This is a genomic window from Aliiroseovarius sp. S1339 (assembly GCF_023195695.1).
Taxonomy (GTDB): domain Bacteria; phylum Pseudomonadota; class Alphaproteobacteria; order Rhodobacterales; family Rhodobacteraceae; genus Aliiroseovarius.
Genome location: NZ_JALPQG010000012.1, coordinates 26198 through 41959, shown reverse-complemented (window position 1 = coordinate 41959; position 15762 = coordinate 26198). Strand labels below are relative to the sequence as shown.

Annotated in this window: 16 protein-coding genes; 6 read left to right on the top strand and 10 right to left on the bottom strand. The window is 59.1% G+C overall.

Annotated elements, in window-relative coordinates; all coding sequences use genetic code 11:
* Positions 1-2 precede the first annotated feature (2 nt).
* The 3 genes from MUY35_RS15960 to MUY35_RS15950 all read right to left on the bottom strand — a co-directional run bounded on the left by MUY35_RS15960 (position 3) and on the right by MUY35_RS15950 (position 3637).
* Entirely contained in the window at positions 3-1040 is a 1038-nt protein-coding gene (locus MUY35_RS15960; RefSeq protein WP_248370180.1) for a hypothetical protein, read from the bottom strand.
* 291 nt (positions 1041-1331) lie between these two features.
* Complete coding sequence (gene lepA / locus MUY35_RS15955; protein WP_248370179.1) at positions 1332-3131, bottom strand: translation elongation factor 4; 1800 nt, start codon at positions 3129-3131, stop codon at positions 1332-1334.
* A gap of 50 nt (positions 3132-3181) precedes the next feature.
* A complete protein-coding gene (locus MUY35_RS15950) occupies positions 3182-3637 on the bottom strand; it encodes an Lrp/AsnC family transcriptional regulator (RefSeq protein WP_248370178.1) in 456 nt (151 codons plus the stop codon).
* Between the two features lie 127 nt (positions 3638-3764).
* On the opposite strand from MUY35_RS15950, the gene MUY35_RS15945 reads away from it, so the two are divergent.
* The 3 genes from MUY35_RS15945 (at position 3765) to MUY35_RS15935 (ending at position 6263) form a co-directional block, all read left to right on the top strand.
* Complete coding sequence (locus tag MUY35_RS15945) at positions 3765-4814, top strand: Glu/Leu/Phe/Val dehydrogenase dimerization domain-containing protein (protein WP_248370177.1); 1050 nt, start codon at positions 3765-3767, stop codon at positions 4812-4814.
* A 75-nt stretch (positions 4815-4889) separates the two neighbouring features.
* The gene (locus tag MUY35_RS15940; RefSeq protein WP_248370176.1) at positions 4890-5849 is read left to right on the top strand and encodes a 1-phosphofructokinase family hexose kinase; all 960 of its coding nucleotides are present in this window, start codon (positions 4890-4892) and stop codon (positions 5847-5849) included.
* Positions 5850-5951: 102 nt separating this feature from the next.
* Positions 5952-6263: a hypothetical protein gene (locus tag MUY35_RS15935; RefSeq protein WP_248370175.1), complete on the top strand. Its 312-nt coding sequence runs from the start codon at positions 5952-5954 to the stop codon at positions 6261-6263.
* On the opposite strand, the gene MUY35_RS15930 is transcribed toward MUY35_RS15935, so the two are convergent.
* Both MUY35_RS15930 and MUY35_RS15925 read right to left on the bottom strand, forming a co-directional pair.
* The gene (locus tag MUY35_RS15930; protein WP_248370174.1) at positions 6264-6722 is read right to left on the bottom strand and encodes a low molecular weight protein-tyrosine-phosphatase; all 459 of its coding nucleotides are present in this window, start codon (positions 6720-6722) and stop codon (positions 6264-6266) included.
* Between the two features lie 68 nt (positions 6723-6790).
* Complete coding sequence (locus MUY35_RS15925; RefSeq protein ID WP_248370173.1) at positions 6791-7024, bottom strand: YdeI/OmpD-associated family protein; 234 nt, start codon at positions 7022-7024, stop codon at positions 6791-6793.
* A 124-nt stretch (positions 7025-7148) separates the two neighbouring features.
* Between MUY35_RS15925 and MUY35_RS15920 the strand changes: the two genes are divergently transcribed.
* Both MUY35_RS15920 and MUY35_RS15915 read left to right on the top strand, forming a co-directional pair.
* Positions 7149-7799, top strand: a complete 651-nt coding sequence (locus MUY35_RS15920; protein ID WP_248370172.1) for a helix-turn-helix domain-containing protein — start codon at positions 7149-7151, stop codon at positions 7797-7799.
* Positions 7796-8500 (top strand): NAD-dependent deacylase, encoded by a 705-nt coding sequence (locus MUY35_RS15915; protein ID WP_248370171.1) that lies wholly within the window; start codon positions 7796-7798, stop codon positions 8498-8500. Before MUY35_RS15920 ends, MUY35_RS15915 begins: the two co-directional genes overlap by 4 nt.
* Positions 8501-8597: 97 nt before the next feature.
* On the opposite strand, the gene MUY35_RS15910 is transcribed toward MUY35_RS15915, so the two are convergent.
* The 5 genes from MUY35_RS15910 to meaB form a co-directional block, all read right to left on the bottom strand.
* On the bottom strand, positions 8598-9098 hold the full coding sequence (locus MUY35_RS15910; RefSeq protein WP_248370170.1) for a copper chaperone PCu(A)C: 501 nt from the start codon (positions 9096-9098) through the stop codon (positions 8598-8600).
* A gap of 46 nt (positions 9099-9144) precedes the next feature.
* Positions 9145-9492 carry a hypothetical protein gene (locus tag MUY35_RS15905; protein WP_248370169.1) on the bottom strand — a complete coding sequence of 116 codons (348 nt, stop codon included), beginning with the start codon at positions 9490-9492 and terminating at the stop codon, positions 9145-9147.
* A gap of 129 nt (positions 9493-9621) precedes the next feature.
* Positions 9622-9909 carry a 50S ribosomal protein L28 gene (gene rpmB / locus MUY35_RS15900; protein ID WP_248370168.1) on the bottom strand — a complete coding sequence of 96 codons (288 nt, stop codon included), beginning with the start codon at positions 9907-9909 and terminating at the stop codon, positions 9622-9624.
* 261 nt (positions 9910-10170) lie between these two features.
* Positions 10171-12000, bottom strand: coding sequence for an ABC transporter ATP-binding protein (locus MUY35_RS15895; protein ID WP_248370167.1), 1830 nt, complete (start codon positions 11998-12000; stop codon positions 10171-10173).
* 188 nt (positions 12001-12188) lie between these two features.
* A complete protein-coding gene (meaB, locus tag MUY35_RS15890) occupies positions 12189-13175 on the bottom strand; it encodes a methylmalonyl Co-A mutase-associated GTPase MeaB (protein WP_248370166.1) in 987 nt (328 codons plus the stop codon).
* A 114-nt stretch (positions 13176-13289) separates the two neighbouring features.
* Here meaB and hrpB point away from each other — a divergent pair, with 114 nt between their 5' ends.
* Positions 13290-15743, top strand: coding sequence for an ATP-dependent helicase HrpB (gene hrpB, locus MUY35_RS15885; RefSeq protein ID WP_248370165.1), 2454 nt, complete (start codon positions 13290-13292; stop codon positions 15741-15743).
* Positions 15744-15762: the final 19 nt, after the last annotated feature.

Sequence of the window (15762 nt, the reverse complement as noted above, 5' to 3'; positions counted from 1 at the left end):
AGCTATCTACCGTAAATGGGCGAAATATCTACCAACAACAGTGATGAGATTTCCCCACTCTTATCCCGATAGGTCCGGCATTCCAGCAATGCTTTGTCAACGGCCATCGACTCAAGGATGTTTTCCAGTAGCGCAAATTGTTTGGCCGGAGGTACTGCGAAGTTAAGTTGTCTTTTAAGCTCCGGAGAGGTCACTTTACCGATCCCTCTATCACGATCATAACTTCTGACATGAATCTCGAGTTCTGTAACCTCATCGTCCAGCGATTTTTCTGTGATCTCTGCAACATTGGTTGGGTTTAGCAGCACATACGGCTTGCTTTCGTTATCACCCCCAATCGACAATGTATTAGCACTTTTCTTCAGAGGTAGCGCCATTTCCGGGACCATCGGCCTGATACGGCTGGTAAGTTGGGCAAGAGCGTCAGAATCGATATTTTGAAAAGCTGCTTTATGCGGAAGGAGCAGTTTTTGATTTTCATGTTCTTGCTGCATTTCGGAGTTAATTTCCGACAGTCTCGAGGAATCTAGATTGGCCCGACCATATGCAGCATTCTCTGGAAGAGTGTTTTGGAGAAGCGTCAATGCTTGGAGAGTTGTGGCACTCTGACTCTCAATAATATTTTGTAAGGCATTCATTCGTTCAGATTCTTGAAAACCCTGCTTAGTTCTTTCTTTCTCTGTAGCTAGTTGGATTCTCGCCATCTCGATTAGGTCAGAATCCGTTTTTTCCGACCGCGGGAGGATAGTACTCCAAACGAAAGATATTAGGGGTCCCAGAGGCGCGGCTATTGCTGACGCCGCAGTTTCTTGCGCTTTTATGAACAGCACTTCGAGAAACGAGCCCTCTTTGGGTGTTTCAACCAAAATCTCAACCGCCACTGAACGGGTTATCCGTTGTGCAACTTTTTGCGTTCTTCGGAAATGCTCAACTGTCGATATGAAGCGCGCAGTTGCGTACTGAGATCTTGTATATTCGTAGTAATGTAAGCGTCCTTGCGATGCCTCACGGCCATCAAACTTTAGAAATACTTTTTCCATCAATTAATCTCGTTTTGGTTGATGGAAACACCAATAAGGAGATTTCGCAACCGCTCTTAAGCAGCCTCGTTAAGAATTACCCAATGTTGTGTTAGCTCTGCACAACATGAAGCATGTTCGAGGACGAGCCGGCTAAACAGAGCAACCAATTTGAACGGTATAGCGCGGTACCAATAGTCGGAAGAAATCAAACCCGTTTTTGCTGGCGCTGTCAAAAAGCATGCACGGGGTGCGCACGCGATTTGCTTCGCAATTCGCTGCCGCGCACTGCGCGCATAAGCTGGCCGACTCTTAGTCGTCCATCTTAAGCGCACTGATAAACGCTTCCTGCGGGATATCCACTTTCCCGAACTGGCGCATTTTCTTCTTACCGGCCTTCTGCTTCTCCAGCAGTTTCTTCTTCCGGGTCGCGTCGCCGCCGTAACATTTCGCGGTCACGTCTTTGCGCAGGGCGGACAGCGTCTCGCGCGCGATGACCTTGCCGCCAATCGCCGCTTGGATCGGGATTTTGAACATGTGGCGGGGGATCAGGTCTTTCAGTTTTTCAACCATCGCGCGGCCACGCATTTCGGCGCGGTCGCGGTGAACCATGGTGGACAGCGCGTCGACGGGTTCGTCATTCACAAGGATCGACATCTTGACCAGATTGTCCTCGCGATAGCCCAGCATTTGATAATCAAACGATGCGTAACCCTTTGTTACGGATTTCAGACGATCATAGAAGTCGAACACAACTTCATTCAGCGGGAGGTCATAGACAACCATCGCGCGCGACCCGGCATAGGTCAGGTCCAGCTGGATGCCCCGGCGGTCCTGACACAGTTTCAGCACGTCGCCAAGGTATTCGTCGGGCACAAGGATCGTCGCCTTGATGCGCGGCTCTTCCAGGTGATCAACCGTTGACAGGTCGGGCATGTCGGCGGGATTGTGCAGTTCGAACTGCGTGCCGTCGCGCATGAAGATGTGATAGATCACGCTGGGCGCGGTGGTGATCAGATCAATGTTATATTCGCGTTCAATCCGGTCGCGGATCACCTCAAGGTGCAGAAGGCCAAGGAAGCCACAGCGGAAGCCAAAGCCCAGCGCGGCCGAAGTCTCCATTTCATAGCTGAAAGACGCGTCGTTCAGGGCCAGCTTTTCGATGCTGTCGCGCAGGTCTTCAAATTCGGCCGCATCAACGGGGAACAGGCCACAGAACACCACGGGCTGCGCGGGTTTGAAGCCCGGCAACGCATCGGTGGTGCCCTTCTTCTCGTGGGTGATCGTGTCGCCAACCCGCGTGTCGCGCACCTGCTTGATCGAGGCGGTCAGGAAGCCGATTTCGCCCGGCCCCAGCTCGTCAATCGGAACCATCTGGGGGGTGAACACGCCGATCCGATCCACCGGATAAACGGCGTTGGTCGAGATCATGCGAATACGCTCGCCCTTTTTCAGCTTGCCGTCGATCACGCGGATCAGAACGATCACACCCAAGTACGAGTCATACCAGCTGTCCACCAGCATCGCCTTCAGCGGCGCGTCGGCATTGCCCTTTGGGGCGGGCAGGTGCTGGACAATAGCCTCCAGCGTTTCATGGATGCCCTGTCCCGTCTTGGCCGATACCTGAATGGCGCCCGAGGCGTCGATACCGATCACATCCTCGATCTGTTCGGCCACGCGGTCACAGTCGGACGCCGGCAGGTCGATCTTGTTCAGGATCGGCACAATCTCGTGATCCGCGTCGATGGCCTGATACACATTGGCCAGCGTCTGCGCCTCAACCCCTTGGGTCGAGTCCACAACGAGCAGCGAGCCTTCGACCGCGCGCATCGAGCGGCTAACCTCATAAGCGAAATCCACGTGGCCCGGGGTGTCGATCAGGTTGAGGATATATGTCTCGCCATCATCCGCCTTGTATTCGATCCGAACGGTGTTCGCCTTGATGGTGATCCCGCGTTCCCGCTCGATATCCATACTGTCGAGCATCTGCTCTTTCATGTCCCGCAAAGAAACGGTGTTCGTTTCCTGAATCAGTCGGTCAGCAAGCGTGGATTTCCCGTGGTCGATATGCGCGACGATCGAGAAATTGCGGATATGTTTAAGGTCAGTCATGTGCGGGATATGAGGGGGAAATGCAGGGCAGTCAAGCAAATCAAGCGGCGTTACCCCATCGGCAGCACGTTCCTTCGCACCATCGTTCTGAGCGTGAAGCTGGACCGCATGCGGCTGATCCCGGCGACCCGCATCAGACGGTCCTCCATGAAACGGTCGAACGCGGTCAGATCGGCGACGACAACGCGCAGAAGGATGTCACGGTTGCCAGTCATCAGGTGGCATTCCATCACCTCATCCATCCGCGACACCGCCTGTTCGAAACGGGTCAGCGCATCGCGGTTCTGGCTTTCCAGTTCGACCGAGATAAACACCGACACAGGCAAGCCCAGCTTGGCCTGATCGACCCGCGCGCCATAGCCAGTGATGACGCCCGCATCCTCCAACGCGGCAACCCGGCGGGCGCAGGGGGTGGGCGACAGGCCGACGGTCTCGGCAAGGTCACCAAGCTTTTGGCGGCCGTTCTTTTGTAGGGCGGCAATGATGCGGCGGTCGGTGGAGTCCATAAGATTTCTCTCGCATATCATCTCGCGACTTAGTTTTATCACTAATTCTTGCTGAGCACACGCCGAAAATAGGTGATTATTCGCCATTGACCCGGAGTAAAGTCGCGCGAAACGATGGGAGGACATCATGAACATCACCCCAGTGGCTTCCGCCACCCATGAAGAAGTGTACCGTGTCGAAGACGCCGACAGCGGTTTGATCGGCTTTATCGCCATTCACTCGACCACACTTGGCCCCGCTGCTGGTGGCCTGCGGATGCGCCCCTATGACAGCGAAGACGCCGCGCTGACCGATGCGCTGCGCCTGTCCGAGGGGATGACCTATAAGAACGCCGCCGCGGGTCTGCGCCTGGGCGGGGGCAAAGCCGTGATCATGGGCGATCCCACAACGATCAAAACGCCCGCACTGCTGCACGCCTTCGGCCGCGCGGTCAACGCCTGCGAAGGTCGTTACTGGACGGCTGAAGATATGGGGATGAGCCCCTCCGACATGGCCGAACTGGCGCGCGAAACGCCGTATGTCGCCGGTCTGGCTGACGGTGCATTTGCGTCCGGCGACCCCTCGCCTATCACTGCGCGTGGTATATTCAATGCGATCCGCCGCGTTGCATTACACCAGTTTGGTGCCGCAGACCTGACTGGCCGGATCGTGTCGGTTCAGGGGTTGGGAAATGTGGGTTGGAACCTGTGCGGGTTGCTGACCGAAGCAGGTGCCAAACTGATCGTCACCGATATCAACCCCGCCCGCGTCACTGCTGCCACTGAAACCTTCGACGCGAAGGCTGTGGCATTGGACGACATCTATGCAGTTCAAGCCGACATTTTCGCGCCCTGCGCTATCGGCGGCATCCTGAACGAAGACACGATCCCGCTGTTGAACGTAAAGGCCGTGGCTGGTGGGGCGAACAACCAGCTTTCCAAACCGTCGGACGCCATCTTGCTGGCCGAACGCGGCATCCTTTACGCCCCTGACTTCGTGGCCAATGGCGGCGGTATCATCAATGTCGCGACCGAAGTGTTGCAGATTGAAGGCCGGGTCGACTGGGTTGCCAAAAAGCTGGTGGCGCTGGACGACACGATGGAGGCGATCCTGACCCAAGCCGCCAAGAAAGGCGTCAGCCCCGCCGCCGTTGCGCAAGACGTGGTTGCAAAGACCATCAAGGCCCGCGCTGCATAATTGGCGGGGGAAGGCGTTGCCGCGCCTTCCCTGACCGCCTAGTCTCTGCAATATGCAACCGATATCAGAGACACCATGACCCGCCCTTCCGCCGACATTCTGACGATCACGCTGAACCCCGCGCTGGACATGTCCACCAGTGTTGATGCCGTGCGCGCGGAAGAAAAGCTGCGCTGCGACGCGCCGGTTCTTGATCCGGGTGGTGGCGGGATCAACGTGGCGCGCGCCATTTGCCAGACCGGCGGCACCGCGACGGCTTTTGTGGCACTGGCCGGGTTTCGGGGGCAACAATTGGCCTCGTTACTTGAGGCTGAAGCCGTTCCGATGATCGCTTTCCCGCTGACCGGCGAAACCCGTTTTTCGCTGGCCGTCAGCGACCGGCAGGCCAAAACCCAATTTCGCTTCGTCATGCCCGGGCCGGGCTGGACCAAGAGTGACCTGACCGAACTGAGTGAGCAACTTACACAGGCCATCATGCCCGGCATGCACGTCGTTTTGTCAGGCTCTCACCCGCCCGGCGTGCCTGACGGGTTTCCCAAGACTTTGGCCGATATCACCCGCTCCAATGGGGCTAAGCTGACGCTTGATACTTCGGGCGCTGCGTTGTTGATGCAGATGACGCGTGACGGTGCCAGGCCCGACATCCTCAGGCTTGATGGCGCAGAAAGTGAGGCATTGGCGGGTCGCAAGCTCACGACACTTCCCGATGTTGCAACCTTTGCCCGCGATCTGGTCGCTAACAAACATGCGCACGCCGTGGTCTTGGCATTGGGTGCTGACGGATCGGTTTTGGCAACCGGGGACGAAGTGCTGCACGCCGTGACGCCCCCGGTGCCCGTGGCCAGCAAAGTTGGCGCGGGTGACAGCTTTGTCGGCGCATTCACGAAGGCGCGCGCGCAGGGTGGCGACTGGGCTGAAGCCTTGCGCCACGGCACCGCCGCGGCAAGTGCCGCCGTCATGAGCCCCGCGACCGAGCTGTGTCGCGTCAACGACCTGCGCGCGTTGTTGCCACAGGTGACGTTCACGAAGCTTTGAAGCGCAAGAGAAATTGCATCCGGGCACAACTTTAGGTATCCTGTTTGGAAAACGGGCACACAAGACCCGATCGACCGAGGCAGATTTTTAACGAGGACAGCAATGAAACGGGTTCTTCTCTCATTTGCACTTTTGACAATTTTTCTTCCCAGCCAAGCGGCCTTCGCTGGCGGGTCAATTGAGCGGGCGTGCCTAAGCGCCGACCGCGCCAACGCATCGCGTGCGCTGTGCGGTTGCATACAGAAAGTCGCGGATTCGATGCTGACGGGCACCGAACGCTCGAAAGTCGCGAAGTTCTTCAAAGACCCCCATCGAAGTCAGGCAACCCGACAGTCCGACCGCAGCTCGGACGAGAGGTTTTGGAAGAAATACAAAAGGTTTGGGCAGGCGGTGACGTCTTACTGCCGTCGCTGATTACGCGCCCAACTCTGCAATCAATCCACGCGCTGCGGCTTCGACAAGGTCCAGTGTCTCGTCGAAATTACGCGTGAAATATGGGTCCGGGACGTGATCCATGCCGGTGTCCGGCGCAAACGCGGTGAACAGTTCGACCCGCGTATCTGACCCCTTGGGTCGCATCTGTTCAATGTCGGTCAAGTTGCTGTCATCCATCCCGATAATCAAGTCGAACCGGTCGAAATCGGCAGGCTGAAACTGGCGCGCGCGCAGCGATGACAGATCATAGCCACGCGCCTGCGCAGCTTGCTGCATCGGACCATAAGGCGGATCGCCGATATGCCAGTTTGACGTACCCGCGCTGTCAATTTCGACGCTCAGAGTTGGGTGAGCAGCCGCCAGCGCACGAAAAACGCCTTCAGCCGTAGGAGATCTGCAGATATTGCCAAGGCAGACGAAAAGGATGCGGTGTGTCATACGCCTGTTCTATCTTGCAGAATTGAGCCTGTCACCCGCCTCAGAAGACCATACTGACGCGCCCAGCGCTAAGCTTTGGGTCGCCATTTCATCTTCATGTAATGGGTGCCACCCGCCAGTTCCTCTAACATCTGAGCCAGCCGCCTTTCGCGTGTCTCAACCCGTTTGGCTCGTGCGATCCACGCCAGATAATCATTGCGTTGATAGGGTGGTCGCGCGTCATAAGCGGCACGCAGTCCGCGCGATTTAAGCCGCTCTTCGATGTCTGGCGGCATCGTTTGGATAGGTCGTTGCAGAGCCATATATAAACGTCTCACTTGACTGGTGGCGGCGTCAAGTCCGGGTGCGTAAATGCGAACGGCGCAGCTTCGCCAACAGGCTAACCCAGCCCTTGCAAACCCCTGCTAACACCGTCAAAACCGCGCCATGTCACGCTTAAAACCCTATGCTATGTCCTGCCCTGTTTCACTGTCGCTCGATCTTTTGGGCAACCGATGGGCGATCCATGTTCTTCGTGAACTTCACGCAGGTCCCGCCAGTTTTGCACAGATCAAGGCGGGCTTGCCGGGCATTGCGTCAAACATGTTGTCTGCACGCTTGTCTGAGCTGTGCGAGGCGAGACTGGTCGACAAAACCCATCGCCTTTACACCCTGACCGACACAGGTCAGTCGACCCGCGCGATCCTGTTTGAACTGGCGCGTTTTGGGCGGAGTCTGCCCAAGCCCGACGCGCCCACCGATCCTGAAGGCGTGTCGCACCACGCAGTCGTTCTGGCCGGCGCGATAGAGCGGGCCGCCGGGCCACTTGATGATATCCGCGCCGAGATTTGGTTGGACGATGAACCTTTCGCCCTGACCGTCGCAGGTGGACGTGCCGCGTTACAGGCCGGGTCCATGCCGCTTGCCCCGGTGCAACTGGCCTTTAGCTGGTCGGATGTCGAAGCTGTCGCCCGCGGCGACAAACGCGTCGCCAACTTCGCCGCTGAACGCGAGATCACCGCCGAAGATCCGCTTCAGGTTGCCGCCCTACTGGACCTGCTTCAAAAGGCCATGGACATCTACGGTGGGTTCAAGTGAGCCGCATCGTCATTCTTACAGGCGCGGGCATTTCAGCCGAAAGCGGGCTGGGGACGTTTCGCGACAAGGATGGGCTGTGGACCAAATACGACCTGAACGAGGTCGCGACCCCCGAAGGGTTTGCACGAAATCCCGACCTTGTGCACGAATTCTACAACGCGCGTCGCGCCAATTGCCGAACCGCGCAGCCCAACGCCGCACACGAGGCGCTGGCACAGCTGCAATCAGACCATACGGGTCGCGTCACGATCATCACCCAGAACGTCGATGACCTGCATGAACGTGGCGGCGCAACCGACGTGATCCACATGCACGGAGAGCTATTCAGGGCGCTTTGTGCGGCGTGTGATCACCGTTGGGTCGCGCCACCTGAAATGTCGCCCGATCACCTCTGCCCGTCCTGCAAAGCAACCGCGACGCGCCCCGATATCGTATGGTTCGGCGAAATGCCTTATCACATGGATGATATTTACGAACACCTGACTGAGGCCGATCTTTTCGTCGCCATCGGTACGTCCGGCAATGTCTATCCGGCGGCTGGTTTCGCGGCAGAAGCCAGTGCGGCAGGGGTCGAGACGTTAGAGCTCAATCTTGAACCATCCGCCGTAGCAGGCACCTTTGATGCGGCTCGTTTCGGGCCAGCAACCGATGTGGTGCCGATGTGGGTTACCGAGGTTCTAGAGCGAACCGGACAGGTATGACCGCACCTGCATCGGTGCGGCCAACCGGGGATGACGAGGCCCCAAAGGGCGTTGGAAAGGGCCAGGGACGCAGATAAAGCCCCTCCCTGCCCCAAACTCAGTTGGTGGGCGCGGCGTCTTGCTTCATCTCGCCGCCATCCATACCGCCACCCATGGGGTTGCGGTTCAGATCAACGGGGATGTCGACGGTCATTTCGCCAGCCTTTTCAAAGACGAGCGTGACGCTGATGGTCGATCCATCTTCAAACGGTTGGTTCAGGCCCATGAACATCACATGGTCGCCACCTCGTTGCAGCGCATGCATACCGCCTGCAGCAATGGGGAAGCCTTCTTCGACTTCCATCATCTGCATAACACCTTCGGCGCTTTCTTTGTGGGTGTGCAGCTCGACCCGCTTGGCCACATCCGATTTCGCGGCGATCAGGCGGTCATCTTCTTCACCTTGGTTCATGATCTGAAAGAACGCAGCACCTGCCATCGCTTTAGGGCCAGACGCGCGCGCATAGGCATCCTTGATCATAATCGTACCTTCCGCAAAAGCGGGAAGCGCAAGCAGGGTGGCCGCAGTTGCGGCAAGAAGGGTTTTCATAGGGGACATCGTTATTTTCCTTTGGTCCGTCGTTGAATTGATCTGAGGGTTGGGGTCAGATCAACGTAGGCGGACCTCGGGCAGATGGCGTAAGCCCGGTGCGGCCGATATGCGATTCCGCGCGCAGCGCGACGATCCGCATAACCAAGCGATCTTCCGGCATGTGCACAGTGGGAACCGTGAACGCAGCCGCAAAGATTTGCGCGCCGTCCGGGCACAGGTGGACCGATTCGATGGGCTCGCCGTCCGGGCCAACCGTCAAAACCGTCATCCCGATCCCGGTGCAGATCACCATATCAATCGCGTTGCCAATGTCGGGGTTGCTGCCACGCGCGTTTGCCAGCGAAAAGCTGGTGACGGTCAGCGTCAGAGCCAGAACATATGCAAAGAGCGCGCGGATCATGTGCAAGAGCTATGCGTCTTTTCAATACGGCACAAGCGACAAAACGTAACAGGCGCGGACATACGAAAACCGCCCGAAGCGGCAAGGCTTGGGCGGTTTCAATCCGGTTGATCCGGGGCGCGGGTGAGCTTAGGCGGTTGCCAAAGCCTTCGCGACTTCTTTCTTAACCTTCAGCGCATTGGCCGACAGTTCGACGTCTTTGGCTTTTGCCAGATACGCATCAAGACCACCGCGGTGATCGACCGAACGCAGTGCGGCTGCCGAAATGCGAAACTTGAACCCACGGCCCAGAGCTTCGGACTGCAGCGTCACATCGTTCAGGTTCGGCAGAAACCGGCGGCGGGTTCTGTTTTTGGCGTGGCTGACATTGTTGCCAGACATCGGGCCTTTTCCGGTCAGTTCGCAAACGCGCGACATGGTTTTTTCCTTGCTCTCTCGGGCCAGATTGGTGAGGTGTTCTGCGCGCCCTCGCGCCTCTCACGTCCAGCCGGTCAATACAAATGGGCGCCGCAGTGGCAGCGCCCCAAATTCCGTCCGCGGTGAATAGACCTGATTCCGGGGCACGTCAAGTAGAGAGCATGCGCTTTTACCGACAAAACTTCGCGCTGCAACCAAGGTGGTTGACGCTAGAAAATCGAGTGGAATGAACACCAGCGAAGCCCCCCCTAAACGCCCGAGTCAGTCATCCGCCAAGAACCCGCCAGATTGCCGATCCCACAAGCTTGCATAGGTGCCGCCCGCGGCCAGAAGTTCATCGTGGCTGCCGCTTTCGATGATCCGGCCTTCGTCCAGCACGACGATCCGGTCCATCTGCGCAATGGTCGACAGGCGGTGGGCAATCGCGATCACCGTCTTGCCTTGCATCATGCCATACAGGGTTTTCTGGATTGCGGCTTCAACTTCGCTGTCCAGTGCCGATGTCGCCTCGTCCAACACAAGGATCGGTGCATCCTTCAACATGACCCGCGCAATGGCGACCCGTTGACGTTGCCCGCCCGACAGCTTCACACCGCGTTCGCCGACATGCGCATTATAGCCTGTGCGCCCCCTTGGGTCCTCCAGCAATTGAATGAACTCATGCGCCTCGGCGCGGTTTGCGGCGGCGATCATCTGGTCTTCACTCGCATCTGGGCGACCATACAGGATATTGGCCCGGACCGAGCGGTGCAGCAGGCTGCTATCCTGTGTCACCATGCCGATTTGCGCGCGCAGGCTGTCCTGCGTTACCCGCGTCACGTCCTGACCGTCGATCAGAATGCGGCCACCTTCGGGGTCGCGAAACCGCATCAACAGGTTCACAAGGCTGGACTTGCCTGCCCCTGACCGCCCCACCAGCCCGACTTTTTCGCCCGGATGTACCGTCAACGATACATTTTCCAACCCGCCAGATCCTTTGCCATAGTGATGAGTCAGGCCGTCAAAAACGATCTGCCCTTCTGTCATGACCAAGTCTTTGGCATCGTCGGCATCCGTCAGCTCATGCGCGACGGCGATCGAGCGTAAACCCTCGCGGATCACGCCCATGTGCTCAAACAGCCGGATCGTGACCCACATGATCCACCCGGACATACCGTTCAACCGCACAACCAGTGCCGAGGCCGCCGCCACCTCGCCGACCGTGATTTCGCCCAGCGTCCACAGCCACACCGCAGACCCCAGCACGCCAACGATCAGCAGGCCATTGAGAAGGTTCAGCCCAAAGCTAAGTTCGGTCATCAGACGCAAGAAGCGCTGAAACCGCAGGCGCAGCCGTTTGAGCGAGGATAGGGCATAGCGTTCCTCGCCCGCGCCTTGCGAAAACAGCTTCACGCTTTCGATATTGGCATAGGCATCCACGATCCGGCCGGTGACCAGCGACCGGGCGTCGGACCATTTCTCAGACGCAACCGCCACGCGTTTGGCGATGTAGCGCGTGTAGAGGACGTAGAAAACCAGCCAGATGCCCAACGGAAGCGCCAGCCGCACATCAACCTGGCCAAGGATCACCATCGCGCTGAGCACATAGGTCGTGGCATAAAAAATGCCCTCGAAAAACATATAGGTGCTGTCCTCGACCGCCGGGCCAAGCTGCATCACGCGGTTGGACAAACGCCCCGCGAAATCGTTCTGGAAAAAGCCAAGCGACTGGCCCAGCAGGTGGCGGTGGGCGCGCCAACGCACCTGTTCTTGCATGTTGCCCGCAAGGGTTTGTTCAAGAAAGAACCGGTTCAGGGTGATGGCAAGCGGCCTGAGGAAGATGATGAACAGCGCTGCCAGAAACAGCTCCATCCCATTGGTGCGCCAAAAGCTTTCGGGTTCGGACAGGTTCATCATATCGACGACCCGACCGGTATAGAAAATCAATCCCGTTTCGATCAGCGCGACCAGAACGCCAGTCAGCGCCATCCAGATCATCCACTTGCGGAAGGGTCCGAAGTGCGACTTGAAGAACGGCCAAAGAGTCTTGGGCGGCGTGCTGGTATCGTGCGGTGCAAAAGGGTCAACGAGGTTCTCAAAAAGACGAAACATGAATGCGCTCCGTGCGCTGATGGGGGGATAAGATGGGATGAACGGGGCCGACGACAGCCCAACAGGACCTGCGTCTTAGTCGCAGTATGGCATCCTGAAATGATTCATCCGGCATCTCTCCCTCATGTTCGTGAAGGAACGCTAGCCCAGATGTTAGCGCCCATCAACCCCCGGCTGGGAGCGCGGGTTTAACGCAGGCGCGCGTCCTGAAGATGTGCAATGGCTTCTTCCGCCGCGCGGGTGACTGACATTTCACCGCGCGCAACCAGCGTGCCCAATTGGTCGATCTGTGCACGGGTTTCTGCGCGCTCCAGCACGGATAGCAGCCCAATACGGACGTCTTCTTCAAACCAGTGGCGCGATTGCTCAGCACGCCGTTTTTCCCAATGCCCTTGGGCGCGGCGCCAGTCGACAAGTTCGCTCATCGCGTCCCATGCCTCGGGCAATCCGTCTTGCGTTACCGCCGACACCGTCATCGCTCTGGGGAACCCTTCGGGGTCATAAACGCGCTTGCGCAACAGCCGCAACGCGCCGGAATAATCCGAACAGGTCCGCATTGCTGATGGTTTCAGATCGCCATCCGCCTTGTTCACCAAGATAATATCCGCGATCTCCATGATCCCGCGCTTGACGCCCTGAAGCTCGTCTCCGCCGGCAGGGGCGAGCAGAAGCAAAAACAGGTCAGACATTTCCGCCACCATGGTTTCGGACTGGCCAACGCCGACGGTTTCAATCAGCACGATGTCAAACCCGGCCGCTTCGCACAGGGCCACCGCTTCGCGTGTGCGTCGCGCCACACCACCCAATTGGGATTGTGCGGGCGAAGGGCGGATAAACGCGTTCTTCTCGCGACTCAGGTTTTCCATCCGCGTTTTATCACCAAGGATTGATCCGCCAGATCGGGCGGAACTGGGATCAACAGCCAGAACAGCGACCCTCAACCCCTTTTCAATCAGGAACATGCCGAAAGCTTCGATGAAGGTCGACTTGCCAACACCCGGCGTGCCCGACAAGCCAATGCGCAACGCCTGACGCCCGGCCGGTGCCAACAAATCCAGCAATTCGCCCGCCTGTTTGCGGTGATCTGACCGTCCACTTTCCACCAAAGTAATCGCCCGCGCCAAAGCCCGCCGTTCGCCCGCAGCCACGCGTGTTGCCAGATCCTGAATGTCCATGTCGCCTCCAACTTTCGCACAGTCATGGCGCGCAAGTTGCGGTCTGTCCAGAGGTCCAGCGCTAACAGCCCGCTGACGTCTGGACCAAAGCCGCGCCACGCCCGATAAGGGGGGATGCACGACACCTTACCCATTCACGACGCTCTGCCCGACCTGATGGCTGCCCTGCACCAAGCGGGCCGCGCCGTGCTGATGGCGCCGCCTGGGGCGGGGAAAACCACTGTGGTGCCGCTAGCCATGCTTGAGGCGAAAGCCTTTGCGGGCAAGCTGATCATGCTGGAGCCCCGCCGTCTGGCCGCCCGCGCGGCCGCCGAGCGTATGGCGCAAACTTTAGGCGAACGGGTGGGGGATACCGTCGGCTATCGCATTCGCGGCGAGGCCAAAACCAGCAAAACCACAAAGATCGAGGTCGTCACCGAAGGCATTCTGACCCGGATGTTGCAATCCGACCCGTCGCTGGCCGGGATCGGCGCGGTGATCTTTGACGAATTCCACGAACGTTCGCTGAATGCGGACCTTGGCCTTGCCCTGACGTGGGAGGCGATGCAGGCTCTGCGTGAGGATCTGAAGCTGGTCGTCATGTCCGCCACGCTGGACGCGGACCCGGTCGCTCAGCTTTTGGACAACGCACCCATCGTGCGCTCGGATGGGCGCGCGTTTCCGGTCGAAACACGCCACTTGTCCACGCCCTTGCCAAAGACCGCACGGTTGCCTGACGCGACCGCAGACCTGGTTCGCGAAGCACTGACGCAGACCGAGGGCGGCGTGTTGGTGTTCCTACCCGGCGAAGGCGAAATCCGACGGACGGAAGCCGCGCTGCGCCCACATCTGCCCTCTGATTGCCACCTTCATCCGCTGTTCGGCGCGATGGATTTCGCGGCCCAGCGCGCCGCGATTGCACCGGCCACATCGGGGCGAAAAATAGTGCTGGCAACCTCGATCGCTGAAACATCGCTGACCATTCAGGACATTCGCGTTGTGGTCGACGCGGGCCAGTCGCGCCGCGCCCGGTTCGACCCAGGGTCAGGCATGTCACGGCTGGTCACCGAACGCGTGTCAAAGGCCGAGGCTACGCAACGCCGGGGCCGCGCTGGCCGCGTTGCACCGGGCGTATGCTATCGGCTCTGGACTAAGGGCGAAGAGGGTGGCCTGCCCCCCTTCCCACCCGCCGAGATTGAAACCGCCGACCTTGCCCCTCTGGCGCTTGAGCTTGCGCAATGGGGGTCTCCGGATGGGTCAGATCTGGCGTTCCTGACGCCGCCTAACGCCGGCGTGCTGGCCGAGGCGCAATCGTTGCTGCAAGCGCTCGGCGCACTGGATGGAGATGGTCGCATTACCCCGCACGGCCAGACGCTTGCCCGCCTGCCGATGCATCCACGCCTCGGGCATATGTTGGCAACCGCCGGCCCCGATGCCGCCGATCTTGCTGCACTGTGGGGCGAGCGTGATCCACTGCCCCGTCACGCGCCCCGTGATCTTTCCCTAAGTCTCGAGGCCATTCGCGACCCGAAATCGTTCGAGGCGCGCCGTGCCATCACGCCAAACCGAGGCGCGATAGAACGCATCCGCTCTGAAGCCCGACGCCTTCGCAAACTTGTTCCACCCAAAAAAACCACGTTCAGCGAAGCCCAAATGGCCGCGCTGGCCTATCCTGACCGCGTGGGGCTGCGTCGCCCCGGTGACACGCCGCGTTTCGTTTTGTCCGGCGGCAAAGGGGCCGTGATCGACGAAGGCGACCCCCTTGCTGGCGCGCGCCTGATCGTCGTCACCGATACCGACGGCAACCCGCGCGAGGCCTGCATGCGCCAAGCCATCCAGATCAGTGACGGCGAATTGCGCGAGTTGTTTGCAGACCAGATCAACTGGGTCGATCACTGCGCATGGTCCAAACGCGATGGCCGCGTGGTGGCGCGTCGCCAAGAACGGCTGGGCGCTTTGGTGCTGGATGACCGGATGTGGAAAGACGCACCTGAAGCCGAGGTGGCGCGCGCCATGCTGGACGGCGTGCGTGAGCTTGGCTTGCGCCCCTCGGACGCCGCGCGCCGGTTCATTGCCCGCGTCGAACTGTTAAGGGCGGGCGGCGATGACCTGCCCGACATGTCCGACGCAGCGCTGATGGAGGCGTTGGAGGATTGGCTTCTCCCGCACCTCACGGGGGTCAAAACCAGCGCTGACTGGAAACGCTTTGACCTGCTGGATACCCTTCGCGCCCGCCTTGACTGGACCCAAATGTCGCGGCTGGACCGGGACGCGCCCGCCCATTTCACAACGCCAATGGGCCGCAAGACGCCGATCGACTATTCCGGTGATGCCCCCGAAATCAGCTTGCGCCTGCAAGAGATGTTCGGCACCACTCGTCACCCGATGATCGGCAATACCCCTCTGCGCGTCACGCTTCTGTCGCCCGCCCAGCGCCCGGTTCAAACCACGACGGATGTTCCAAATTTCTGGGCCACAAGCTATCAGGATGTGCGCAAAGATATGCGTGGGCGCTATCCCAAGCACCCTTGGCCCGAGGATCCGACGCAGGCCGATCCGACCCTGCGCGCGAAATCACGAAAAAACTGAATCCGGCAACAAAACCGCG

Bases quoted from the DNA above. Each gene is read 5' to 3' on its own strand.
- MUY35_RS15895 (WP_248370167.1), bottom strand. From the start codon at position 12,000: ATGTTTCGTCTTTTTGAGAACCTCGTTGACCCTTTTGCACCGCACGAT.
- MUY35_RS15910 (WP_248370170.1), bottom strand. From the start codon at position 9,098: ATGTCCCCTATGAAAACCCTTCTTGCCGCAACTGCGGCCACCCTGCTT.
- MUY35_RS15930 (WP_248370174.1), bottom strand. From the start codon at position 6,722: ATGACACACCGCATCCTTTTCGTCTGCCTTGGCAATATCTGCAGATCT.
- MUY35_RS15905 (WP_248370169.1), bottom strand. From the start codon at position 9,492: ATGATCCGCGCGCTCTTTGCATATGTTCTGGCTCTGACGCTGACCGTC.
- MUY35_RS15960 (WP_248370180.1), bottom strand. From the start codon at position 1,040: ATGGAAAAAGTATTTCTAAAGTTTGATGGCCGTGAGGCATCGCAAGGA.
- MUY35_RS15935 (WP_248370175.1), top strand. From the start codon at position 5,952: ATGAAACGGGTTCTTCTCTCATTTGCACTTTTGACAATTTTTCTTCCC.
- MUY35_RS15940 (WP_248370176.1), top strand. From the start codon at position 4,890: ATGACCCGCCCTTCCGCCGACATTCTGACGATCACGCTGAACCCCGCG.
- MUY35_RS15950 (WP_248370178.1), bottom strand. From the start codon at position 3,637: ATGGACTCCACCGACCGCCGCATCATTGCCGCCCTACAAAAGAACGGC.
- hrpB (WP_248370165.1), top strand. From the start codon at position 13,290: ATGCACGACACCTTACCCATTCACGACGCTCTGCCCGACCTGATGGCT.
- MUY35_RS15920 (WP_248370172.1), top strand. From the start codon at position 7,149: ATGTCACGCTTAAAACCCTATGCTATGTCCTGCCCTGTTTCACTGTCG.
- MUY35_RS15945 (WP_248370177.1), top strand. From the start codon at position 3,765: ATGAACATCACCCCAGTGGCTTCCGCCACCCATGAAGAAGTGTACCGT.
- meaB (WP_248370166.1), bottom strand. From the start codon at position 13,175: ATGGACATTCAGGATCTGGCAACACGCGTGGCTGCGGGCGAACGGCGG.
- lepA (WP_248370179.1), bottom strand. From the start codon at position 3,131: ATGACTGACCTTAAACATATCCGCAATTTCTCGATCGTCGCGCATATC.
- MUY35_RS15925 (WP_248370173.1), bottom strand. From the start codon at position 7,024: ATGGCTCTGCAACGACCTATCCAAACGATGCCGCCAGACATCGAAGAG.
- rpmB (WP_248370168.1), bottom strand. From the start codon at position 9,909: ATGTCGCGCGTTTGCGAACTGACCGGAAAAGGCCCGATGTCTGGCAAC.